Consider the following 23,792-nt stretch of genomic DNA (forward strand, 5'->3'; position numbering starts at 1 on the left):
GGCTTCAAAGGGGTCGGACCGTGTACGCAAGCGCAGTCTGATGGGGGCATTGCCTGAGTTGGGCCAACTCACCCATGCGCAGATTGGCAAGTTGGTCGGAGTCGCTCCATTAAACGCGGACAGTGGTCGCCACAAGGGTAAGCGCATCACCTGGGGTGGTCGAGCGACGGTCCGTACCGCTTTATACATGGCGGCCTTAAGTGCCATACGTTACAACCCCGTCATCAAGACCTTTTATGAACGTTTGCTTGCTAACGGAAAACTCAAAAAAAGTCGCGCTGGTCGCTTGCATGCACAAGATGCTGACGATCATGAACGCCATAGTCAAATCGGGTATTCCGTGGAATCCAGAGCATGCAAAATGCGCCTAAAAAAAGCTTGACTGGGAACACAGTTGCTCTCCCGCAAGTGGAGCGGGGAGATTCGTGAGTCGCTGACGCGACTTTTACATTAAGGCCCGGCGAAGTACAGCGCGACCAACAGCAGGAGCAGCGTCAGCCCCTGAAAACCGACCCGCATGATCATGTAGCGGGTACTATGAGTCCGGTCGTACTCTCCACCACGTTCCATGGAGTAGAAACCGAGGATCAAGGATACGGCCGTGGCAGCCATGGCCAGAAAAATCAGGATGGTGAGCAGTTTCATCGCGTTTCTCCTTTCTTTTGACTGAACCGCGACGGGTTATCGCGTCAGTAGTGGCAGCAGTCTCTGCCTTGAAACATTGCATTCACCAAGAAGGATAGGAAACGCGAACAGGAAATGCAAAGCCACATCCGAACGATCATGACTTTTCCAGGCACCCCCGAGCATGAAAGTCATGGCCGTTTCTCTCTCCCGCTTGCGGGCGAGGGCAGGATTCGTGAGTCGCTGGCGCGACTTTCACATTACAGTGCCGCTGGCTACGGCAGCCGCAGTCAGCCCTCAGTATTTGACACGCGCAAAGTAGGTTTTCTCGGCAGCCTCAAGCGCTTGCCGCAACGTCACGATCCCCATCTGGGCGAGCAAGGGCAGCATCTTCAGGAACACTTCGCCGGTGGCGCAGGCGTCGCCGAGTCCGCTGTGGCGGCCGTCGATGGCGATTCCCAGGCGTTCGGCGATGCTGTCGAGCTGGTGTGAGTCCTGGTTGGGATGCAGCACGCCCGAGAGCAGCAAGGTATCGAGTACCGGCTGGCTGAAAACCACACCGGTACGCGCTTCCTTCAGTTGCAGGAAGCGCATGTCGAAAGCCGCATTGTGCGCGACGAGTACGGTGTCGTTGCAGAAATCATGGAAGGCCGGTAGAACCACGTCGATGTTCGGCTGCCCACGCAGCATGTCGTCGGTGAGGCCATGAATGCGGGTTCCTTCGGGTCGCACGAAACGCTCCGGATCCACCAACTGGTCGAAAATCTCGAGACGCAACAGACGCCCGTTGACAATGCGCACCGCGCCGATCTGAATGATTTCGTCGCCGGCCGCAGGCTCGAGGCCGGTGGTCTCGGTATCAAAAACGGTGTAGCTGAGATCTGCTAGCGGCCGGTCGAGATCGACACTCTGATCGCTATAATGGAACAGGTCGAAGTCGTAATACTCCGGGCGCGCATCACCGTCATCGACCACCTCTCCAGTCGCCATGTTCTCCGGGGAGGCCACCGGCAGGACAAAACGGAAAAAAGCCCGATGCGCAGCCTTTTCACGCTCATACCAGATCTCGCCGCCATGGCGATCAATGACATCACGCAGCGACAATGGCGAACTCTCCCGTTCCACCTGCATGGCATCGGTTTCCCAGGTGTAGAAAGTCTCCGATGACATCGCGTGCCCGGCCCAGATGAGGTCCAGATAGGCCAGTTTGCCAAATGGGAGAAGCCGGAAGCGTAATTCCTTGATCTGATAATGTTCGATCAGGCGTGCTGCCAGGAAACAGATCGAGAACACCAGCGAGAAGCTCTCGGCTCGCAGCCACAAGGCTTCGTCAACTTCCTCGGTCTTGCTCGGCAGTTTCAATTGTTCCTCGATGCGACGCTGGGCGGCAGCGATGATGTCGATCCCCAGCACATCTTCGAGCGGCCAGCGGGTTTTCAGGGAATCAGCAAACTCGCTCATGGTCTGATCGAGACGCTGGCTCATGCGCAGCACCTCATCGCTGATGATGCCGACGAAGCGTTCACGTATCTCCGCTTCCATGTCCGGATAGTCCGTCAGGTTGCCGACGGCGACGCGGATATTGGCCAGACTGCCACGGCTGCCATCGGTCAGCGACTGCAGCACCTGATCCCGGCGGGATTCCTGCTCCAGGCTGCGCGTAATGTTCTCGACGGTGAGCACATAGCCGCTCATCACCCGCTGTCGGGAATCCTCTCTGGCAGACAATACGGGCACCATCTGGACACGCAGGAGTTGCCCGCCACGCGCCGTGGTAATGAAGTTGGCAATTGCTGCAGCGGCGCTCTTGTGCAGACGCTGACGAACCACCTCGAGCGCGTGGTCGATCTGATTCCGTTCGAGGATCGAGAAGATCGAACGGCCCAGGCCAATCAGCGCACCGCCCGTTCCGGCTGTGCTTCCCTGTGCCAGGGCCCGGAACTGGAGTCGGGCACGGCTGTTGTAGAGCAGGATGCGGCCATCCAGGTTGCAGACCACCACCGCTTGCGCCAGCTCGGACATCAGCGCCGCCAGACGGTTCTTCTCCTCCTCCACCGAGGATTTGGCGGCGGCGATCTGGGCATCGACATCGTCCATCAGACCATCGCGCTGTTGCGCCAGGTCATTGATCGCCAGCGCCAGCAACTGGACTTCCGGCGGCCCTTCCGGCGCAACCCTGAAATTGCGGTTCGCCGACAGCATCAGGCGCAGGTTCTCGGCCATCTTGAGCAAGCCCTGGACATACTGGCGAAACAGGCGGTGGATGACCAGCAAACCGACCACGAAGCCGAAGGTGGTCATCATCGCGCCGAGAGACAGGTGCGGCATGATCAACTGGATGAGCAGCGCTTGTTCGGCGGCTTGCGCACTCGCCCAGATCAGCAGCGCCGTAATCACGAAGGGGCCGGTCATCAGCAGACCGAGAATGACGACCGCAAGAAGGAAACGGGTGCGCGAGTTCATCGAGTCCAGCGAGTTCATATGCTGAACCTGTTCGATGATTGCGGGTACTCTGACATTGATGATCTCCCTTGCCTAGCCTTATTTATTCTACCGCTTATCATCATTTCGATTGACTGCGGCTACCTTGGCCAGCAATACTTGCGAACGTAACGCTACATTTCCCATCCTGCAATGCATCATGCAAACGCCAACCACACGCTGATCGACCTGCACCAGGGGCTGGCAACAGGGGTCGGTACTCGGCTGTCACAGTGATGGCGGCGCAAAGCATGATGTCCATCCTGCTAGAGGGTCTGTTGCAGAATCATCTGCTGATCGGTGGCGTGGCGATTCTTGTCTTGTTGGTGCTGAACATCAGAACCAGACAGTACCTGACGAAAGAGCGCGCGACACATCTCGTTGAGCTTGCCGAGCGCAAGCGGGCGGAGGCAGCGCTACGGGAGAGCGAAGTGCGGTTTCGTACCGCCATCGAAAGCATCCCTTTCGATGTTTTCATCATCGATACCAAGAATCGCTATGTTCTGCAAAACTCCACCTGTCGAAAGAATTGGGGAGATGTGATTGGAAAACATCCTGAAGAAGTCACCGATGATGCGCAACAGTTGGCCCTTTGGAAGAGCAACAATTGCAGAGCCTTTGCCGGGGAGATCATCGAAGGAGACGTGCTTCTCACTGTCGGCGGCGAAAAGAGATACATCCGTAACATCGTCGCTCCCATTAAGGACGGGGACGTAACACGGGCCATCCTGGGGCTGAACATCGACATCACCGAGCGCAAGCGGGCGGAGGCCGCCTTGCAGGAGAGCAGGGAATACTATCGTCTCCTGGTCGAGAATCAGACGGACTTGGTAGTCAAGGTGGATCCCGAAAACCGCTTTTTGTTCGTCAGCCCATCCTATTGCCAGGTCTTTGGCAAGACCGAAACGGAACTGCTGGGCAAGACCTTCATGCCGCTGGTGCACGAGGACGACCTGGAATCAACGGCCAGGGCCATGGAGGATCTGTATCGGCCACCCTACCAGGATTATCACGAGCAACGCGCCCTGACCGCAGCGGGCTGGCGCTGGTTCGGCTGGTCCGACAAGGCAGTGCGGGATGAAACGGGCCAGGTGGTGGCGATCGTCGGCGTGGGAAGGGACATCACCGAGCACAAGCAGGTGCAGAATGCACTGCAGAACAGCGAAGAGCGATTGCGCCAGGCCGTCCGTGCTTCCCAGATCGGCATCTTCGATCATGACCACTTCACCGACACCATCTACTGGTCTCCGGAGCAACGGCAGATCCACGGCTGGGGGATGGATGAACCGGTGACCCTGCAGGCGTTTATCGATAGCGTACATCCCGAGGATGGTGAGCTCATCGCAGCGGCTGTCCGGCGCGCCCATGACCCGGCCGGGGATGGCTTGTACGACGTTGAGCATCGGATCATCCGCCCGAATGGCGAGATCCGGTGGCTGGTCACACGCTCGCAGACGTTTTTCGCAGGCGATGGTGAGGCACGTCACAAGGTACGGACGGTAGGGGCCGACCTGGACATCACCGAGCGCAAGCTCGCTGAGCAGTTGCTGTTGCAGGAAAAGGAACGTGCCCAGGTCACCCTGCACTCGATTGGCGATGCGGTGATCACTACCGACGCCAACGGCATGGTCGAGTATCTCAACCCGATTGCCGAGAAACTGACCGGCTGGCCGGTGGAGGATGCCGCTGGTCAACCCCTGGCGAGGGTATTCTGCATTGCCAACGAAGAGACCGGCGAGCTCGTATCGGACCCGGTAGCTCGCTGTATCCAGGAAGGCCGCATCATCGGGCTGGCGAACCATACCTGTCTGCTCAGTCGATCCGGGCAGGAATATGCGATCCAGGATTCTGCCGCGCCGATCCGTGCTCCCACGGGAGAGGTATTCGGCGCCGTGCTGGTGTTCAGCGACATCACCGAGACGCGCCAACTGACCCGGCAGATCACTCATGAAGCGACGCACGACACCCTCACCGGGCTGGTTAACCGGCGTGAGTTCGAAAAACGGCTGGACCGTGCACTCGCCAGTGCCAAACAATACGGCGCCCATCATGCCCTCTGTTATCTCGACCTGGATCAGTTCAAGATCGTCAATGACACGGCCGGTCATGCTGCAGGGGATGAACTGCTCAAACAGATCAAAGGCGTTCTGACCAGGGTGTTTCGCGAGCGTGATACCCTGGCCAGGCTGGGTGGCGACGAGTTCGGCCTGCTGCTCGACAACTGCCCCCTGGAGAAGGCCTGTAAGATCGCCGAAGACCTCGTCGCAGCCATCCACGATTACCGATTTGCCTGGGCAGGGCGCAGCTTCCAGATCGGAGTGAGCATCGGGCTGGCGCCCATCACGGCCAGCGTCGAAAACACCGCCCAGCTCTTGAGTCAAGCGGATGTTGCCTGCTACACGGCCAAGGAGCGTGGGCGCAACCAGGTGCATGTGTACCAGACCGAGGACAGCGAATCCGCCCAGCGTCACGGCGAAATACTGCGTGCCGCCGGGCTGTGGGATGCGCTGGAGCAGGAGCGATTCTGCCTGTATTGTCAGCCCATCGTCTCCCTGACAGGGGACGGCGACACGTCGACACACTTTGAACTTCTGCTCCGGATGCGCGATGACGACGGCAAACTGGTGGCACCAGCGGCTTTTATCCCGGCGGCGGAACGTTACGGTCTGATGGGAGCGATCGACCGTTGGGTCATCCGGACCGCCTTTCGCCACTACTCGGAAACGCTCAGCACCTCGGCTGCGGAAATGTCCATTAACCTGTCCGGAAACTCGCTGAACGATCATACCCTGCTGGATTTCGTGCTGGCCCAGTTTTCCGAATTCTCGCTGCCACCCGGGCGGGTTTGTTTTGAGATTACCGAGACTGCGGCGATCTATAACCTCAGTCAGGCCATCGAGTTCATGGCGGCGATCAAGCAGCACGGCGGCCGCCTGGCGCTCGATGACTTCGGCAGCGGGCTATCGTCTTTCCGATACCTGAAAACCCTTCCTGTGGATTATTTGAAGATCGACGGCAGCTTTGTCAGCAACATGGTGGAGGATTCCATCGACCACGCCATGGTGGCGGCGATCAACCAGGTCGGTCACCTGATGGGTATCCAGACGATTGCCGAGCATGTCCATAGTCAGGCGATTGTCGAGCAACTCCGGACGCTGGGGGTGGATTATGTGCAGGGCTATGCGGTGGGGCGCCCGCTGCCCTGGCATTGATCCAGCCCTCGGCGAGATGGCCGTGCCGTCCCAGCCACTGGCGGCAGCCTGGCAGCCGGACTCTTCCTCTTCGCTCCGAAGCCGATGATGCAAGGCTTCGGCGATGGCCTCGTGTTGATTCGTGTTGATTATTCTTCGAGCGATCAATTTCTCAGTGTGCAATTTGTTAGGCAAGATTCACGACGAACTGCCAGCGAGCTGCATGAGCGGCGTCTCCAGCAACCGCACCTGTGAAATCGGTCTGACGGCGGAAAGCGGGCGGACCTATCGTTCTGTCGCCTACCTGCTGGAGGAGTGCAGCCGAACACAAACCATGGGAGCGTGTTAAACCGCCTGGAATCATGAAGCTTCGCGGTGACTGGTGTCGACTTTTTTTTACACTTGCCGGATCGATAGCCCGTAAAACAGCAGCCGGAACCGCGAAATTCCCCTCGAGCGATTATAAAAACCCATAAGTTTCCGAGGCTTACGATGTATTGTCGATTTCTGGCTTGCTATTTGCTTTGGTAATTTTGTCTATATAGACAAACACTATCGACGGGAGACGAGAAAATGTCCAATCATGACAACAGTTTTCGGAGCGTGCTGGCCGCTTGTGGATTGGTGGCAGCGCTGGGTTCAGGTGCCGCGGCCGCCGGACCTTGCAGTCCCACATATGGACCCATCTACAAGGACATAGACCAACCACCGGCACTCACACCAACCCCCTTCGTGTCACATCACATTGTTGGCGGGCCCGTTCTCGCCGACGACTTCATTCCGACAGCCAGTGGCAAGATTGAATGCGTTGAGTGGTATGGCAGCCGTGCGACGAGCGACCAATGGGAACTCACGCTGCACCTGAACAACGATGCAAATCCAGCAGCGCCGGATGTCAACCCGGCGTTGACGGGTGGATTCAAGATCTTCGTACAAAGCGCTGGCGTGGATCCGGATGGGGATGGAATCTTCCTGTACTGGGCAGCTTTCAAGGATCCGCTGTGGGTTGTCGAAAAGGATCAGCAATACTGGTTCAGTGCGGCCAACCTTGATGACCACTGGACTTGGGCAGCGAGCGATGGCATCCCGGAGGTGGGTAACCAGAACCAGTGGGCCGTCCAGTCCGTCGGCACCAACCCTTGCCCGGATGGCGGCCCCCATTGCGGTCAGTGGAATCCTCTCACCGGTACCAACTTCGCTTTCGCGATCTACGTGCCCGAACCGGCTTCGGCTCTGCTGCTGAGCTTGGGCCTCGGGGCGTTGGGCCTCACCCGTCGGCGGCGCGAGACGTAGGAGTCGGACCGGCCCACACAGCACGCGCTTCCTGAACGGACCCGCTGGGGTCCGTTCATTTCGGTGCTTCGACTGGCTGTGGGCATTGAAGGCGATGATCGAAGCAGCGACGCACCTTGGTAGTTCTGTTTCATCAGAGGCCATCAAGCCGGGGACCGGGGTGTGAGTGTCACCAACATCGTGCCAGAGTTCCAAGGTGTATCACTTTTACGTCGGTCACCACAAAAAACTCGCTCAGCTTCAAATCGGAGTTGACAACGCCCCCAGGAAGTGGAGAACAATAGCGTAACTGTACATCGTGTTAGATCGCAAAGTTAAAGTTGTTTATGATGGTTGCCGGCATAGGGCTCGTGCCGGTCAGCATAAAAATCGCTGCAATAACCAGGCCAGGTCGGCAGTTGCCAACGGATCAACTGGGCAACCGCTGCCTGAGACACTCTCCTCAAGGAGTGAAGAACATGAATATCCCGGATGATCCCACCCTTCGTTTCCTTCCCGGTCTTGGCGGTCACTTCTCCAAGCCGGATTTCTCGGATACGGAATTCCTTCGCCAGCAAGTTGCCGAAATCGAAGCGTATGTAGAGCGCTTTCCATCGGACGAGCGGGAACTCCGTGCACTGGCATGGATCGAGGCCAATGCCAGTCAATATCGCCAACAGTGGCAAATACAGACGCTCAAATCGCGCTTATAGCCATATTGACTCTCGGCTCCTTGCATTCCCCTCCTCTCACTCGCCCGCTGCGGAGTTGCGGCCGGCGTGGAACGAACGCCTGAAGGCGAGAAGGGCCAACACACCTGCAAGCAGGCATGGCAAGCTTGCCATCCGTCACTGCGCCGGCAAAACGACGACAATGGTCGCCGGTCCACAAAAACGCAGCCAACACCATGCCCCACAGCAGCGAAAACCCCAACGACTATCCCCGTCGCATTCTCGTCGCCGTCACCGGCCTGTCGCCGCAGATCGTCACCGAAACGCTCTACGCCCTCGCCGTCGCCCCATCGGGAACCCCTTTCGTACCCAACGAGATCCACCTGGTCACCACCCGCAGCGGCGCCGAAAAAGCGAGCCTGGCATTGCTGTCGGAGACACCGGGCTGGTTCCACCACCTCTGTCGCGACTACGCGCTGCCGAGTATCCGATTCTCCGCCGACACCATCCACGTCCTTGAAGACGCCGACGGCCGGCCGCTCGACGACATCCGCTCGCCCGAAGACAACCGCCGCGCCGCCGACGGCATCACTGCCCTGATTCGCGAGTTCACTGCCGATGCCGACTGCGCGCTGCATGTCTCGATCGCCGGCGGCCGCAAGACGATGGGCTTCTTTCTCGGCTACGCGCTGTCGCTCTATGGTCGCCCGCAAGACAAGCTCTCGCACGTCCTGGTCTCGGCGCCCTTCGAGTCGAGCAGCGGCTTCTACTACCCGACACCCATGCGCCATGTCCTCGAACTGCCTGGCGGGCGTCTCGTCGACAGCGCGCAGGCGCAGGTGACGCTCGCCGAACTGCCCTTCGTCAGCCTGCGCCACGGCCTGCCGGAAGCGCTGCTCACCGGTCGCGCCAGCTACAACGAAACCGTCGAAGCCGCCCGGCACGCGCTGGCACCGGCCGAACTGCAGATCGACCTGGCCTCGCGCCGCGTCCTGGCTGCCGGGAAAGTCTTTTCCTTGCCGCCCGCCGAACTCGCACTGCTCAGCGTTTTTGCCCGGCGCGCGCTGTGCGGCCAGCCGCCACTGGCCGCACCGGCCAAGGAAGTGCCCGATGGTGACTGGAAAGCGCGCTATCTCGTCGAACTGCGCTGGATCGCCGGAACATTCGGCGATCTCGACAAAACCGAAGACGCGCTGCGCCATGGCATGGACGGCGGCTATTTCTCGGCGCATCTCTCGAAGCTCAAGAAAATTCTCAAGCGCGAACTCGGCCCCGCTGCCGCCCCCTACCTGATCAGCGATGGCGGCAGCCGGCCGCGGCGCTACCGGCTCGCACTGCGGCCGGCGGCGGTCTGGTATGGCGCGCTCGAAGCGACGACAGGCACCCAGTCGGCAGCGACCACCATTCCACCAGCACCTGCTGCCAGCCGGCAACCAGCGCCGATCGACCGTGACCATCGACCCCATCCCACCCGGAGCATGACCATGAGCACCCTCCTCAGCTTTCTCGGCAAAGGCCGCGCGACCTCAAGACCGGCTACCGGATCGCCAGCTACCGCTTCGACGCCGGCTTTGCACGCAGCGTACCGTTCTTCGGACTGGCGCTGAACGATTACCTCAAACCCGATCGCCTGGTACTGGTCGGAACGGCCGGCAGCATGTGGGACGTATTCTTCGAGCGCGCGGGCGGCGACGACGACGCCATGCTCGAACTGATGAGCGCCGTCGAGGCCGGGCAGGTCGATGATCGCCTGCTCGACCTGCCGCGCCTGCAACTCGCTGCGCAGCTCGGCATCCCGGTCGACTGCCTGTTGATCCCCTACGCTCGCGACGCCGCCGAGCAGAGCGAAATCCTGCGCCGCCTGGCCAGTGTCGTGCAGCCCGGTGAACACCTCTCGATCGACGTCACGCACGGCTTTCGCCACCTGCCGATGCTGGCGCTGGTGGCGGCTCGCTATCTCGGCCGCGTCGTCGGCGTCCAGATCGATGAACTGTATTACGGCGCCCTCGAAATGACCGCCGACGGCGAAACGCCGGTGCTGCGCCTCGGCGGCCTGCTGGCGATGCTCGACTGGGTCGACGCGCTCGCCACCTACGACAAGGACGGCGATTACGGCGTCTTCGCGCCACTGCTCGCCGCCGACGGCATGGAAAAGGGTCGCGCCGAGCTGCTGGCGCGCGCCGCCTATTTCGAACGTACCAGCAACCCGGTGCGCGCACGCGAAACCCTGAGCGGTGTCTTTTCCTCGGTCGAAGCGCATGCCGGCGCCCTCGGCGGTCTCTTCGCCGAAACGCTCAGGAAACGCATCGACTGGTTTCGCGGACCCAAGCGCGACGACTGGGAACTCTCGCTCGCCGACGCCTACCGCGAGCGCGGCGACTATCTGCGTTCCGCCACCTTCCTGTACGAAGCTTTCATCACGCGCGCCTGTTTCGAGCGGCCCGGCAATCCCAATGACTTCAATGACTTCAAAAAGCGGAAGGATGCCTACGCCGTCGCAAGAAGCGAAAAGCCCGCGGTGGCGCAGCTCGAATACCTGCGCAACGGCCTCGCGCACGGCGTCCGCCCGCGCAACGACCAGGTCGTACGCACGCTCGACGACGAAAACGAACTGCGCGCCGCACTGAAAACGCTGCGCAAGCATCTTTTCCCCTGACGGTCATGATCAGCCCCGATACCGCGCTACGCCATGCCGCCGTCGGCTGCCTGCTCGGCACCGCCGTCGGCGATGCACTGGGACTGGCCGGCGAAGGACTGTCGAAGCGGCGGCTGGCCCGCATCTATCCGGACAGCACGCGCTACCACCTGCTCTTCGGTCGCGGCCTGTGTTCCGACGATACCGAGCACGCCTGCATGACGGCGCAGGCCTTGCTGACCGCCAGCGCCAGCCACCCCGACCACGCCGCCCGAGTCTTCGCCGGCGATCTCGCCCGGCGGCTGCGCTTCTGGCTGCTGGGGCTGCCGGCCGGCGTCGGGCTGGCCACCGGCCGCGCCATCATCAAGCTCTGGCTCGGCTGGTCGGCCGAGACCGCCGGCGTGTATTCCGCAGGCAATGGACCGGCCATGCGCGCACCGATCATCGGCATCTTCGCGGGCAACGATTCGCCGTACCTGCGCCAACTGATCCGGGCCTCGACCCGCATCACGCACACCGACCCGCTTGCCGAGCAAGGCGCCCTGGCGGTGGCTCTGGCCGCTCAGCGCGCGACCAGAGCCGATCCCCCCGCCGCGCTGCGGGTGGGGGAGGAACTGGCGACAGCTCTTGCCCCCGAGGGGCGCGAACTGGCCGCGCTGATCCGCCGTGCGGCGCAAAGCGTGCACCAGGGCGAGACGACGCCGGCCTTCGCCGCCCACATCGGCTGCGGCCAGGGCGTCAGCGGTTACATGCTGCACAGCGTGCCGGTGGCGCTGCATGCCTGGCTGTCGCATCCCGAGGAGATGCAGGCAGCGCTCACGGCCGCGATCGTCTGCGGCGGCGACACCGACAGCGTGGCCGCCATCGTCGGCGCCCTGGTCGGCGCCCGCATCGGCCCCGACAGGTTCCCCGCGCATTTGCTCGATGGCCTCGTCGAATGGCCGCGCACGCTCCAGTGGCTCACCCTGCTCGGCGAACGACTCGCCCGGACTCGCACGCCGCAAGCCCTGGCCACACCGCTCGCGCTGAACCTTCCCGGCCTGCTGCTGCGCAATGTCTTCTTCTTTGCGCTGGTCCTGATGCACGGCCTGCGCCGCCTGCTGCCACCGTATTGAGCCGCAGGGGCGGGGATCGGCCTTGCACGGTTTTATCGGGCCAGTCCGGGTGACAAGCCAGTACCATGATCATTACCGAGGAGAACACTTGGGACCAAAGAGTAGCGGTGTTGGAAACGCATTTTCGGGGCATCCACCGTAAGGCCACCTTACAGCGCTGCTGATTCCTGGAATCCACCGACTTGAAGTCTGATCGCCACAAACCGGCCAGCCTGACCACCGCAAGCTTGTCATCCGTCCCTGCCGGAGAAAAACAGGGACAATGACCGACTGTCCCTACCCGCTCAGACAAGACGATGCCCAACGCCCGAGAAAACCCCCACGAATATCCTCGCCGCATCCTGATCGCCGTCACCGGCCTGTCGCCGCAGATCGTCACCGAGACCCTTTACGCCCTGGCCGTCTCGCCCACGGCGAGCGCGTTCATCCCCACCGAAATCCACCTGATCAGCACGCGCAGCGGCGCCGAAAAAGCCCGCCTGGCGCTGCTTTCGGAGGAACCGGGCTGGTTCCACCGTCTCAGCCGCGACTACGCGCTGCCGCCGATTCATTTCAGCGCCGACACCATCCACGTTCTCGAAGACGTCAACGGCAAGCCGCTCGAAGACATCCGCTCGCCGGAAGACAACCGCCGCGCCGCCGACGGCATCACCGGCATCATCCGCGAGTTCACCGCCGACCCGGATTGCGCGCTCCATGTCTCGATCGCCGGCGGCCGCAAGACGATGGGCTTCTTCCTCGGCTATGCGCTGTCGCTCTACGGCCGCCCGCAGGACAAGCTGTCGCATGTCCTGGTTTCCGAGCCCTTCGAAGCCAGCCTCAGCTTCTACTACCCGACGCCGGCCAGCCACGTTCTCGAAATGCCCGGCGGCCGCCTCGTCGATAGCGCACAAGCGCGGATCACGCTCGCCGAACTGCCCTTCGTCAGCCTGCGTCACGGCCTGCCCGAAGCGCTGCTCACCGGCCGCGCGAGCTACAACGAAACCGTCGAAGCGGCGCGCCACGCCCTGGCGCCGGCAGAACTGCAGATCGACCTGGCGGCGCGGCGCATCCGCGCCGCTGGCAAGACCTTCCCGCTGCCGCCGGCCGAATTCGCGCTGCTCAGCGTCTTCGCCCGGCGAGCGCTACGCGGCGAAGCGCCGTTGCCGGCGCCGGCGAAGGAAAGCCCTGACGCGGACTGGAAGAATCGCTACCTCGTCGAGCTGCGCTCGATCGCCAGGCCGCTGGGCGACCTCGACGGCACCGCACATGCGCTTCGCAACGGCATGGACGGCGGCTATTTCTCGACGCATCTGTCGAAACTCAATAAGATTCTCCGGCGCGAACTCGGCCCCGCCGCCGGACCTTACCTGATCAGCGACGGTGGCCGCCGGCCGCGCCGCTATAGCCTCGGTCTGCGGCCGAGCGCGATCCGCTACGACATCCCCGAAACGGCGGTACGAGGGTGAGCGCACTGCCTGCCAGTGCCACGAGCCCTGATCCGATGCGCCGGCGGATGGCAATCGGCAACCGACAAGCTTGCCACTGCTCAATGTGTCCGCAATAACCGTTATGCTGTCGCGGACTCCAGCTAATGGCCGTCCCCCAGGTCTGCATCCGACCCATCATCCGGAACCGATGAGGAAAAAGTAATGACAAGAACTCCCCTCGCGTACAACCTCAGCTTCGCGACGCCCGCCTTCGTCGGCGATGCCGCACAGCAGGCGCAGTGGCGCACACCACCGATCAAGGCACTGATTCGCCAGTGGTGGCGAATGGTCAAGGCACCGCAAGTCCATTTCAATATCGATGGGCTACGTACCAGGGAGGACACGCTCTTCGGTAGCGCCTCCGACGAAAATAACGTTCCATCACATCAGTCCCTGTTGCGCCTCCGACTGTCGACATGGGATGGTGGAAAATTGACTTCATGGCCCACCGGGGAGCTTAAGGAAAAACATCCCGAGGTCGGTTTCCCTGTCGGCGCCGAACTCTATCTGGGCTTCGGCCCTCTTGCCTACGACAAAGCAACCAAAGGAACCGCCTTGGGAACAAACGGCGGCAACAAGCGCACTGCCATAGACGACAAATCTGCGGTGGCCCTTCGCCTGCTGTTCCCCGACGAGCATACGACGGATCTACAGAATACGCTGCAACTCGCTGCCTGGTTTGGGACACTTGGCTCGCGCGCCCGCAACGGCTGGGGCTCCTTGCAGATCGCACATCAGCACCTGAAACCGTTGACTCGCCAGAATCTTGAACGCATCGGCATCACCCGACCGCTGCAGGAATGCCTGACAATGGACTGGCCACACGCCATTGGCGAAAGCCGCGGCGCCCCGCTCGTATGGAAAACACGTGTCGAGGGCAGTTGGCGGCAAGTCATGAAGGAACTGGCGCGGATCAAGATCGCTTTCCGAACCCAACCCGCTCTGTCACTAAAGGGTGTCGTCGCTGGAGCCTTTTCGAAGCGACATCTACTTGCCTACCCGATCACTCACCATGCCGTCGCTGGAACCTCATGGGGTGGTCAGGGCCGGCTCGCCAACCAAGTCCGTTTCAAGGTATTGCGGGAAGAGGAACAACTGGTTGGCGTCATCGTTCATGTGCCGTGCTCTCTGCCGGAAGAAATGGCACGCAATCTCCCTGCATACACCCGCGCAAACCTTGATCAGCAAGATGTATGGGAAGCCGTCCACACCGTTCTCGACAACAACGCCAACAGGCTCGTCTGATTATGACCCAATCCATCCACTCACTCTGGAAAAAGAAACTCGCCGCCTGGCTGCACGACCCGGCGGAGAAGGCGCTGGTCCTGATGCGCGACGACGTCGGCCATGAGCATGGTTCAGTGAAAACCTTGCGGGAACGGCTTGGCATCAACGACGCCGATTTCGACAGGCGCGCCGACCGGTTCGCAGCAGCCGCCGACCGGCCGCAATGGCCCTGCGAACCCGGCCGGATGCGCCCGGCGTGGGCCAACGTCCGCTTCGCCAATCAGCCGCTGCTGATTCATCCCCTCTCCGGCGAAGAAATCGACCTCGGCAGTCTCGACGACATCGCGGCGAAGCACATCCGCACGGTCAGCCTCGACCACTTCAGCGATCTGATCGAACGTGACGCGCACGGCGAACCCGATCTGCGGCTGACCTATCTCGCCTTCTGGCGCTTCGGCCCGGAGCCTGCCCTCGTCGCGCCGGAAATCGGCGATCTCTGGCGCGTCCTGCCCGCCGACACCCGCGTCCCCGATCACTCGATCTGGTCGCATCTGGACACTGTATCGGCGCTGGCCGGCGCGCTCACCGACGATGCACCGGCCCTGCTCAGCATGAGCTTCGGCCCCGTGCAGGGCTTCATCGCCCAGGCCCGTTCGACCTCCGATCTGTGGGCGGGATCGCACCTGCTCTCGTCGCTGGTATGGGAAGGTCTCAAGGTCATCTGCGCAGCGCTCGGGCCTGACGCCATCGCCTTCCCCAGCCTGCGCGGTGTCGCCGCGGTCGACCGCTGGCTGCTCGAAGTCGCCGACGCCGACGGCCGCGGCGAACAGTGGCGCCAGCGCTTCACCACCATCGACGCGGAGTGGCTGCAGCGCACCACTGACGCCAACCCGCTGTTCGCCGCAACGCTGCCCAACAAGTTCATGGCCATCGTACCGGCACGCCAGGCCGAGCAACTCGCGCGGCAGGTCGTTGAAGCGGTCCGGGACGCGGCACGCGCCTGGGCCGCAGAAGCGGCGCAGCACGTCCTTGATGACCGTGACCAGGGGCAGCACTGGCAGGAGCAACTCGACAGCCAACTCGCCGGTTTTCCCGAAGCGCAGTGGGCCATCGCCGAGTGGCCGACCGGCAGCGACCGCGACCGCCTGCCCGATGCCGATCGGCTACGGCAGGCGCTGGCTGGCTACGGCACCGACAGCCTGTTCGGAGAAGAAGTCTGGAAAGTGCTCAACCGCGAAGTCAGGATCGACGGCGCCGAATTTTTCAAACCCAACGCCGGCATTGTCTATCCCGCCGTGCATGAACTGGCCGAACGCAGCCTCGCCGCTGCCAAGAGCCTGCGTCCCTTTGCACCGCTGCCACAGCACGGCCACCGCTGCACGCTGTGCGGCGAACGCGAATGGCTCACCGAAACGGCCGCGCAACTGCATGTCCCGGCCGGCGAGCGTCGCGAGACGCCCTGGCTGCGCAAGGCACAGGCCGGCCGGTTCGGCATCCGCAAGGGCGAACATCTATGCGGCGTATGCACGCTCAAGCGCCTGTGGCCGACGCTGTTCGTCGAAGGTCTGGGCGAATTGCTGGATGAGAGACCGGCGCGTTTCGTGATCAGCACGCACACCATGGCGCTGGCGACTTCGCTCGACCGCCTGGTCGAGAATTACAAACCGGAATCGCTCGCAGGGCTCAGCGCGCTATCGCGAAAGTTCGCCCTCCTCGACTATCCGCCAGTGGCGCTTCCGAACGCGCTGCACAGGCGCCTGTCCTCGCTCCGGCCAGCCACGGTCGTGGACATCGTCAAGCGCCTGCCTTCTGCCCTCGACGAAGCGCGCAACGAAGACGCCGAAGAGCGCCTCGCGGCAGGCATCGCCGAACTGCTCGGTGCCAGACCCGAAACCTACTACGCGCTGATCCAGATGGACGGCGACCACATGGGTGCCTGGCTTGCCGGCAATGACCCCGACTACCAGTGCCGCTTCCCGGCGACCTGGCACCCGCAGGTCCGCGCGTCGCTTGATCGCTTCCGCGGTGACCCGGCGGTCGCCGCCTATCTGGACTCGTCGCGGCCCGCCTCCCCGGCCCGCCACGCCGCCATTTCCGCGGCGCTCAACGACTTCTCGACGCACGTCGCCCGACACATCGTCGAAAACGTCTGCAAGGGCAAGCTGCTCTACGCCGGCGGCGACGATGTCCTGGCCATGCTCTCGGTCGACGACCTGATGCCGGCGATGCTCCTGCTGCGCGCCGCCTGGAGCGGCAGCGGCGACTTGCGCGGCTTGCCCGGCCACATCGACGTCAGGGGACTGCAACTGGCCAAGGGCTACGCCCGCCTCAAGGGCCGCCTGATGCCGATGATGGGCAGCCGTGCCAGCGCCAGCATTGGCGCCGTGGTCGCCCACCACCAGGCGCCACTGTCGGCCGTACTACGCGAGTTGCGCCGTGCCGAAGCAGTAGCCAAGGCGCATGGCCGCAACGCTTTCTGCCTGCGGGTCATCAAGCGCGGGGGTGGCGAAGTGGGCGTCACCAGCCGCTTCTGGGAAATGCCGCGCGCCGTCGGGGCAACACCCGCGGCACCACTGCTCGCCGACACGGCGTTGGGACTGCTGCTGCGCTTTGCCGAAACGCTGGCGCAGCCCGAGATGTCGCGACGTGCTGTTTACAACACCCTCGAATGGCTTTCCGGCCTGCCGGAACGTGGCGGCAAGGACATGAGCGAAGAAGCCTGGCGACACCTGCTCGCCAGCAATCTCGCCTGGCAGATCGAAAGGCAGGGCGGAGTGGTGCAGCACGCCAGGGAGTTCGTCGACCTGGCGTGCCGCGAAAGCGCCAAGCCGGCCGAGACGATCCGCGTCCTCGGCGATCTACTGGTCACCGCCGAATTCTTCGCCCGCAACGGCCGTGCCTTCGGCCGAGCCGCCGCACAAGCAGGAGCACCTCGATGAGCACCTACCATTTCGTTCAGCCGCTCGACGTGCTGATGATCCGCGGCAACAAGTCCTTCGGTGGCGACGGCCAGCACGGCGAGGCCGTCATGCCGCCCTGGCCGTCGCTGTTTGCCGGTGCCTTCCGCTCGGCGCTGCTCGGCAAGGATGCCGGCCAACTCGCGAGCTTCGCGCATGCTGGCGACCGACTGGCCGGCGACCTGGGTGCGGTGCTCGGCAGCCGTGACGAGCCGGGCAGTTTTGCCATCAACTGGCTGTCACTCGCGATTCTCGGCGCCGAGGCCGGCGTGCCGCTCGCGATCGTACCGCTGCCGGCTGACCTCGTTGCTTTCGACGCCCCCCGCGTCGCGCCGCTGGTTTCGCTCCAGCCGACCAGTCCGCCGGCCGGCAGCATGGCGAGCGGCGGGCTGCCACTCGTCGCCCACCTGCGTATCGCCAGGCAGGCCAAGCCGCAGGCCGGCCGCTGGCTCGACGCCGCCGGACTGGCTGCGTATCTGCGCGGCGAACTGCCGGCGCGCACGCTGAGCAGCGCGGATCTCTTCAAACGCGAAACCCGGCTGGGCATCGCTCTCGACAGCGGCTCTCGCACAGCCGCCGACGGCGCGCTCTATACCAGCGAAGCGATCGCCCTCGACAGTTCGGTCGGCTTTCTCGTCGGCTGCGAGGGAGACGGTGGCCAGTTGGCGAAAACAGGTCACCTGCGACTCGGTGGCGACGGCAAGGGCGCACGCTACCGCGCAATTGCCTTCACCGCACCCGTCGTGCCCCGGCACGCAATCACCGCCCGCCGCTGCTTCCGGATCATCCTCGCAACACCTGGCGTATTCGCCGGCGGCTGGCTGCCCGAACGGGTCACACGCTGCGGCGCCGGGGACTACCGCCTGGAAGGCGAGGGTTTCTCGGCGCGTCTCGCCTGCGCCGCCGTCCCGCGCTTCGACACCATCTCCGGCTGGGATCTCGCCCGGCAGCAGCCCAAGACCGCCCAGCGCGTGGCGCCCGCCGGCAGCGTGTACTGGTTCGACGACTTCGCCGGCGATGTCGGCAAGCTTGCCGAATGGGTGGCAAGCGGGCTGTGGGGCGATAATCCTGACCGACAACGCCGCGCGGAAGGTTTCAACCGCGCCTGGCTCGGACTTTGGAGGAGAAATACATCGTGACTGTTTCACTCCCGAGTCACCGATTCAATGCCACCGCTGCAACCTGATCCCCGACGAAAGGTCACCTCCATGTTCGAAGCCCAGCAACTCGTTTTCTACTCCTGCGTCAGCCCCGTTCACATGGGCGCCGGCCAGGCGATCGGTGTCATCGACAATCCGATTCAGCGCGAAGTCCATACCGGCCACCCCCTGATCGCCGGCTCTGGCCTCAAGGGCGCGGTGAGGCACCACTTCACGCGCACCTGGAAGGACAGCGAGCTGATCAGCCGCCTGTTCGGTCCCGAGCGCAACGCATCCGACCATGCCGGCGCGATCGCTTTCACCGATGCCACGCTGGTCACCTTCCCGGTGCGTTCGCTGCGCAACGCCTTCGTCCATGCCACCTGCCCGAGCGCCCTGGCTCGCCTCAAGCGGATCGCCGGAAGCACTGCGACATGGGTCGTGCCGACCGTCACCGAGGGGAGCGCACAGCTTGCCAGTGCGGCCATGCTGACCGACAAACGCCTGCTGCTCGAAGTGTTCGATTTCGCCGGCACAGCAGACATCAAGGTCACCGCCATCGCCGACTGGCTGGCCGCGAACGCCCTGCCACCCGGCGACGAACATGAATTCTTCCGCGACAAGCTGAAGAATGACCTCGTCGTCCTTTCCGACACCGATTTCGGACACTTCGTCCGCAACGCGACCGTCGTCGAGGCGCACGTCAGAATCGACGACGAGACCGGTACGGCGGCCGACCGCGCGCTGTTCTACACCGAGAACCTGCCGCCCGAATCGCTGCTCGCCGGTCTGCTGCTCGCCAGCGTCGAGCGCCGCAAAGGTCCCGGCAAGGACAACCTTTACGACGCCGAGCGCGTGCTCGCCAGCGTGCTCCATGACCAAGGGGAGCGCCGCGGGCTGCAAAACCACCTGCTACAGGTCGGCGGCGACGCCACCAGCGGCCGCGGCCTGATCGTCGTCCATGCCGCCGCGGGAGACCGCGCATGAGTACCCTCGACCAGCGACGCGCGCAATACGCCTGGGAGCGTGCGAACCGCAACACCAGGGTCGACGGCTATCGCGAGATGGTCAAAGGCGCTCCCGCACTGGTGATGGGCAACGGGCTGATGGCCACGCTGGCCTACTACCGCTCGCGCAGCGGCAGCAACGAGCGCGCCGCCCAATTGGTCCTTGACGACGTGCTGAGTTGGCTGGCTAGGCGGCAGATCGTACCCGCCGATTTCGCATCGGCGATGGATGCCTTTTTCAACGCTGGGGCGCAGGACGTGATGCGCGCCACCGACGAAACGCTGGCGATGCTCCGCTGGCTGCGCCAGTTCGCTGACGCCGTGGAGGGCGCACGATGAACGTCGCCGCCGTACCCAAGTATGTCCGGGATAGCGCCGCCGGCTTTCGCAATTGCCCGCCCGGCCATCGCTTCAACCTCTATTTCGAAATCTGGCAGGAGGGCAACTGGCTGATCACCAAGACCGGCAAGGCCGACGCCTTGCGCGCTTGTCTCGCCCTGGGCGACGCAGCGCTGGTTTTGCAAGCGCTGCGCGCGCGCCAGAAAGCCCTCGCGGAAGCCCTGCCCGAAGAACAACGCCAGATCATCGACGCCGTGTCGACCTCCCCTTTCGCCACCGGACTCGGTCTCGAACACCCGGTCGATAACGGCTTCTCCTTCCTCTCGCCCTACGGCCTGCCCTACCTCGCCGGCAGCGGCGTCAAGGGCGTGCTGCGGCAGGCGGCGAACGAACTTCACGACGACGGCGACACAGCGATCACGCAACCGTTGATCGATGCGTTGTTCGGCCAGGAGTTGCAGGGCGCCGATGCGCGGCGCGGCGCCCTGACCTGCTGGGATGTCTTTCCGCAGCCGTTCGGCGACAACCTTGTCGTCGAGATCATGACACCCCACTTCGGCGACTACTACCAGAACAGGGGCACACCACACGATGCCGGCAAACCCAATCCGATTCCTTTTCTGGCCGTTCCCGCGCGCTCCGCATTCCGCTTCGTCGTGACCTGCGATCCCGCGCGCCTGCCGGCAGATGCCCCCGACTGGAAGAGCATCCTCGACCGCATCATCGAACACGCCTTCGCCTGGCTGGGTTTCGGCGCCAAGACCGCCGTCGGCTACGGCGCGCTGGCCGAAGACCCGGCGGCAGCGGACGAGCGCCGGCGGGTGGAGGATCAAAAGCGTCAGCAGGCGGCAGCGGCAGCCGAGGCCGAGCGCCGCGCGCAACTCTCACCCGCGGACCAGGAACTGGAAGCCGCCCGTGGCAGCACCGCTGTCCTGCGTAGCGCTCTCGAGAGTGCCCAGGCAAAGGGAAAATACCAGCCCGGCTCGCCGATCGACCAGGAACGACTGAAGCTCTTTCAGCAGGCGATCACATGGCACGCTCCGATCGCGCGCCGCGAAGCCGCCGCCCTGTTGCGAGAGGTCATCAAATGGACCGGCTGGCCGGGCAACAAGGAACGCAAGCAGCAGTTCCAGAGCTGGCTGTCGGAGCTGGAATCATGACCTGCGCACGGCAAGGCTGCCTGGCTGATTACCAACGAACAAACCTCTGGATCCCCCCCCACGACGAGCCAACCGGAGCATGAACATGACCACCCTCATCAGCTTTCTCGGCAAGGGCGACCCGCGCAAGGGCTACCGCACGGCCACCTACCGCTTCAATGCCGACGTCGCCTACACCGAGACCTTCTTCGGACTAGCGCTGACCAAATTCTTGAAACCCGATCGCCTGATCGTGCTTGGCACGCCGAGCAGCATGTGGGAAATCTTCTTCGACCGCGAGGGTGTCGAGGGCGACGCCATGCTGCCCCTGATTGACGCCGTCGCCGCCGGAAAGGTCGATGATCACCTCCTCGAACGGCCGCGCCAGCAACTGGCCGATAAGCTCGGCATCCGCGTCGACTGCCTGCTGATCCGTTATGCCTGTGACGAGGCTGAGCAAGCCGACATCCTGCGTCGCCTGGCGGCCGTCCTGCAGCCCGGCGAGCACTTGTGGATCGATGTCACGCACGGTTTTCGCCACTTGCCGATGCTCGCCCTGGTGGCCGCACGCTACCTGGCAAGAGTCGTTCGCGTCGAAGTCGAAGAAATCTATTACGGCGCGCTGGAGATGACGCCTCCCGCCCCCGGCAGCGAAACGCCGGTGCTCAAACTCCGTGGCCTGCTGTCCATGCTCGACTGGGTCGATGCACTGGCTACCTACGACAAGGACGGCGACTACGGCGTCTTCGCGCCGCTGCTGGTCAAGGACGGGATGGACGAGCGTCGTGCAGAGTGGCTGGCCACCGCTGCCTATTCCGAACGTACGAGCAATACGAAATTCGCAGGGGAAATGCTCCGCAAAGTGTTTGATTCGATCGAGACCCACGACGGGCCGCTCGGCGGACTGTTCCGCGAGACGCTGAAGGAGCGCATCGGCTGGTTTCGCGAGCTAAAATCCTATGATCGGGAACTTTCGCTCGCCGACGCCTACTTCAAACGGAGCGACTATCTCCGGGCTGCCACCTTCCTGTACGAGTCATTCGTCACTCGTGCCTGCTACATCGAGAAATGCGGTGACACCGATGCTCAGGAACGCGATAAAGTCTACGACAGAGCCAGAAAGCAGACACCGGCGGTCGGAAAACTCAAGAACCTGCGCAACGCGCTCGCGCACGGCGTCCGGTCGCATGGCGAGCGGGCAGACGAGAGCGCCAGAACAATCGCCAACGAAATCAGCCTGCGCAAGGTTCTCAAAGACTTACGCAACAAGCTCTTCTAGCCGACGAGACAGACCCGTATGGAACTCGAACCGTCAGCCACCCGCCGATCCGATCAGCAACCCTGGCATCCACAAGGCCTCAGCGCTGCGCACCTGCCGAGCCGTGTGACTTCCTTCCCGGTCGCCCGCTACCGCTTCGAGTTTAAGGTGCGGCAGACCATCCGCCTGCCTGACTACGCCGGATCGATGTTGCGCGGCGCCTTCGGCCACGCCCTGCGCCAGCTTGCCTGCATGACCCGGCAGAAGGAGTGTGCCGGCTGTCCGCTGCTCGCCACCTGCCCGTATCCGGCGATCTTCGCCCCGCCCGCTCCCCCGGCGCACCGCCTGCAGAAGTTCTCACAGATTCCCGCCCCCTACATCATCGAGCCGTCGGACTGGGGAAGTCGAGTACTGGTGGCGGGCGAGACCCTGATTTTTCATCAGGTGCTGATCGGGCGGGCGTTGCAGGAACTGCCGCTGATCCTCCTCACCTGGCGGCGCGCCCTCGCGCGCGGCATCGGTGCGGGTGACGGTACGGCGGATCTCGTCCGCGTCGTGCATTGCAGTGAGCGCGGCGATCAGGAAATTCATCGCCCCGAAGTCGGCACGATTGCGACGCATGACCAGGGGATTGCGCTGGTCGGCAAATCCGACGATTCGCCGACGAGCACAGCCACACTCCGGTTTGAAACCCCTCTGCGCCTACAGCAGAACGGCCGTGCCCTGCCACCGGACAGACTACAGGCACGAACACTGCTGATGGCACTGGCGCGGCGCGCCAACCTGCTCGCCGAGTTCTATTCACCGAGTGCTCTGATCGACGACTTCGCGACACTCAGCGCCACCTGCGCCGACATCCGCGAGGACAAGAACCTCCGTTGGCTCGACTGGACCCGCTACTCGTCGCGACAGCAGCAGAAGATGAGCCTCGGCGGGGTAGTCGGAACCTGGCGGCTCGAAGGTCCGCTCGCGCCTTTCGCCCCGTTCCTGCAACTCGGAAAATGGCTGCATGTCGGCAAGGAAACCGTGTTTGGACTGGGGCGATACACGCTCACCGACGGCCTGCCGGGAGACATCTCGGCAGGTCCATTGAGAACTTGCGAACACCCCTGCCAACTCGTTGAAAAACAAGCTACAATCACCTAGGTGCAGTCAGTAACCAGCCCTGAAATCAAAGGGATTGAGACCTCCTCTAAATTGAGGAAGCCGACAACCTGCTCCCTGTCAGTAACCAGCCCTGAAATCAAAGGGATTGAGACTCCTCTAAT

17 protein-coding genes and 1 pseudogene are annotated in these 23,792 nt (G+C 63.1%); 16 read left to right on the forward strand and 2 right to left on the reverse strand.

The window, feature by feature from the left end; translation table 11 throughout:
• Window positions 1-371, forward strand: a pseudogene (locus tag E4Q08_RS20800) (transposase); the annotation flags it as partial.
• 79 nt (window positions 372-450) lie between these two features.
• Here E4Q08_RS20800 and E4Q08_RS20805 read toward each other — a convergent pair.
• Together E4Q08_RS20805 and E4Q08_RS20810 are read right to left on the reverse strand one after the other, a co-directional pair.
• Entirely contained in the window at window positions 451-645 is a 195-nt protein-coding gene (locus tag E4Q08_RS20805) for a twin transmembrane helix small protein (protein WP_169071783.1), read from the reverse strand.
• 276 nt (window positions 646-921) lie between these two features.
• Window positions 922-3,087 carry a 3'-5' exonuclease gene (locus E4Q08_RS20810; RefSeq protein ID WP_169071794.1) on the reverse strand — a complete coding sequence of 722 codons (2,166 nt, stop codon included), beginning with the start codon at window positions 3,085-3,087 and terminating at the stop codon, window positions 922-924.
• 269 nt (window positions 3,088-3,356) lie between these two features.
• Between E4Q08_RS20810 and E4Q08_RS20815 the strand changes: the two genes are divergently transcribed.
• The 15 genes from E4Q08_RS20815 to cas6 all read left to right on the forward strand — a co-directional run bounded on the left by E4Q08_RS20815 (window position 3,357) and on the right by cas6 (window position 23,670).
• On the forward strand, window positions 3,357-6,317 hold the full coding sequence (locus E4Q08_RS20815) for a bifunctional diguanylate cyclase/phosphodiesterase (protein WP_169071784.1): 2,961 nt from the start codon (window positions 3,357-3,359) through the stop codon (window positions 6,315-6,317).
• A 711-nt stretch (window positions 6,318-7,028) separates the two neighbouring features.
• On the forward strand, window positions 7,029-7,589 hold the full coding sequence (locus E4Q08_RS20820) for a VPLPA-CTERM sorting domain-containing protein (RefSeq protein ID WP_169071785.1): 561 nt from the start codon (window positions 7,029-7,031) through the stop codon (window positions 7,587-7,589).
• Window positions 7,590-8,047: 458 nt separating this feature from the next.
• Window positions 8,048-8,281, forward strand: coding sequence for a hypothetical protein (locus tag E4Q08_RS20825; protein WP_169071786.1), 234 nt, complete (start codon window positions 8,048-8,050; stop codon window positions 8,279-8,281).
• Window positions 8,282-8,475: 194 nt separating this feature from the next.
• Window positions 8,476-9,846, forward strand: a complete 1,371-nt coding sequence (gene csm6 / locus E4Q08_RS20830) for a CRISPR-associated ring nuclease Csm6 (RefSeq protein ID WP_248595048.1) — start codon at window positions 8,476-8,478, stop codon at window positions 9,844-9,846.
• A complete protein-coding gene (csx2, locus tag E4Q08_RS20835; protein WP_308240191.1) occupies window positions 9,783-10,895 on the forward strand; it encodes a TIGR02221 family CRISPR-associated protein in 1,113 nt (370 codons plus the stop codon). Before csm6 (E4Q08_RS20830) ends, csx2 (E4Q08_RS20835) begins: the two co-directional genes overlap by 64 nt.
• Before the next feature lie 5 nt (window positions 10,896-10,900).
• Window positions 10,901-11,989: an ADP-ribosylglycohydrolase family protein gene (locus tag E4Q08_RS20840; RefSeq protein ID WP_169071787.1), complete on the forward strand. Its 1,089-nt coding sequence runs from the start codon at window positions 10,901-10,903 to the stop codon at window positions 11,987-11,989.
• Between the two features lie 296 nt (window positions 11,990-12,285).
• Window positions 12,286-13,437: a CRISPR-associated ring nuclease Csm6 gene (csm6, locus tag E4Q08_RS20845; protein WP_169071788.1), complete on the forward strand. Its 1,152-nt coding sequence runs from the start codon at window positions 12,286-12,288 to the stop codon at window positions 13,435-13,437.
• A 306-nt stretch (window positions 13,438-13,743) separates the two neighbouring features.
• Window positions 13,744-14,703, forward strand: coding sequence for a hypothetical protein (locus tag E4Q08_RS20850; protein WP_169071789.1), 960 nt, complete (start codon window positions 13,744-13,746; stop codon window positions 14,701-14,703).
• Between the two features lie 2 nt (window positions 14,704-14,705).
• Window positions 14,706-17,624, forward strand: coding sequence for a type III-B CRISPR-associated protein Cas10/Cmr2 (cas10, locus tag E4Q08_RS20855; RefSeq protein ID WP_169071790.1), 2,919 nt, complete (start codon window positions 14,706-14,708; stop codon window positions 17,622-17,624).
• Window positions 17,621-18,781 carry a type III-B CRISPR module-associated Cmr3 family protein gene (locus E4Q08_RS20860; protein ID WP_169071791.1) on the forward strand — a complete coding sequence of 387 codons (1,161 nt, stop codon included), beginning with the start codon at window positions 17,621-17,623 and terminating at the stop codon, window positions 18,779-18,781. The genes cas10 and E4Q08_RS20860 overlap by 4 nt, the downstream gene beginning before the upstream one ends.
• 69 nt (window positions 18,782-18,850) lie before the next feature.
• Window positions 18,851-19,768, forward strand: coding sequence for a type III-B CRISPR module RAMP protein Cmr4 (gene cmr4 / locus E4Q08_RS20865; RefSeq protein ID WP_034914734.1), 918 nt, complete (start codon window positions 18,851-18,853; stop codon window positions 19,766-19,768).
• Window positions 19,765-20,127 (forward strand): type III-B CRISPR module-associated protein Cmr5, encoded by a 363-nt coding sequence (gene cmr5 / locus E4Q08_RS20870; protein WP_034914731.1) that lies wholly within the window; start codon window positions 19,765-19,767, stop codon window positions 20,125-20,127. The genes cmr4 and cmr5 overlap by 4 nt, the downstream gene beginning before the upstream one ends.
• Window positions 20,124-21,287: a type III-B CRISPR module RAMP protein Cmr6 gene (cmr6, locus tag E4Q08_RS20875; protein ID WP_169071792.1), complete on the forward strand. Its 1,164-nt coding sequence runs from the start codon at window positions 20,124-20,126 to the stop codon at window positions 21,285-21,287. Before cmr5 ends, cmr6 begins: the two co-directional genes overlap by 4 nt.
• A gap of 85 nt (window positions 21,288-21,372) precedes the next feature.
• A complete protein-coding gene (csx2, locus tag E4Q08_RS20880; RefSeq protein WP_034914726.1) occupies window positions 21,373-22,545 on the forward strand; it encodes a TIGR02221 family CRISPR-associated protein in 1,173 nt (390 codons plus the stop codon).
• Window positions 22,546-22,563: 18 nt separating this feature from the next.
• A complete protein-coding gene (cas6, locus tag E4Q08_RS20885; RefSeq protein WP_169071793.1) occupies window positions 22,564-23,670 on the forward strand; it encodes a CRISPR system precrRNA processing endoribonuclease RAMP protein Cas6 in 1,107 nt (368 codons plus the stop codon).
• The last annotated feature ends 122 nt before the right edge of the window (window positions 23,671-23,792 follow it).

It is taken from the genome of Candidatus Accumulibacter contiguus (assembly GCF_012940005.1).
In the GTDB taxonomy this organism is placed as follows: Bacteria; Pseudomonadota; Gammaproteobacteria; order Burkholderiales; family Rhodocyclaceae; genus Accumulibacter; species Accumulibacter contiguus.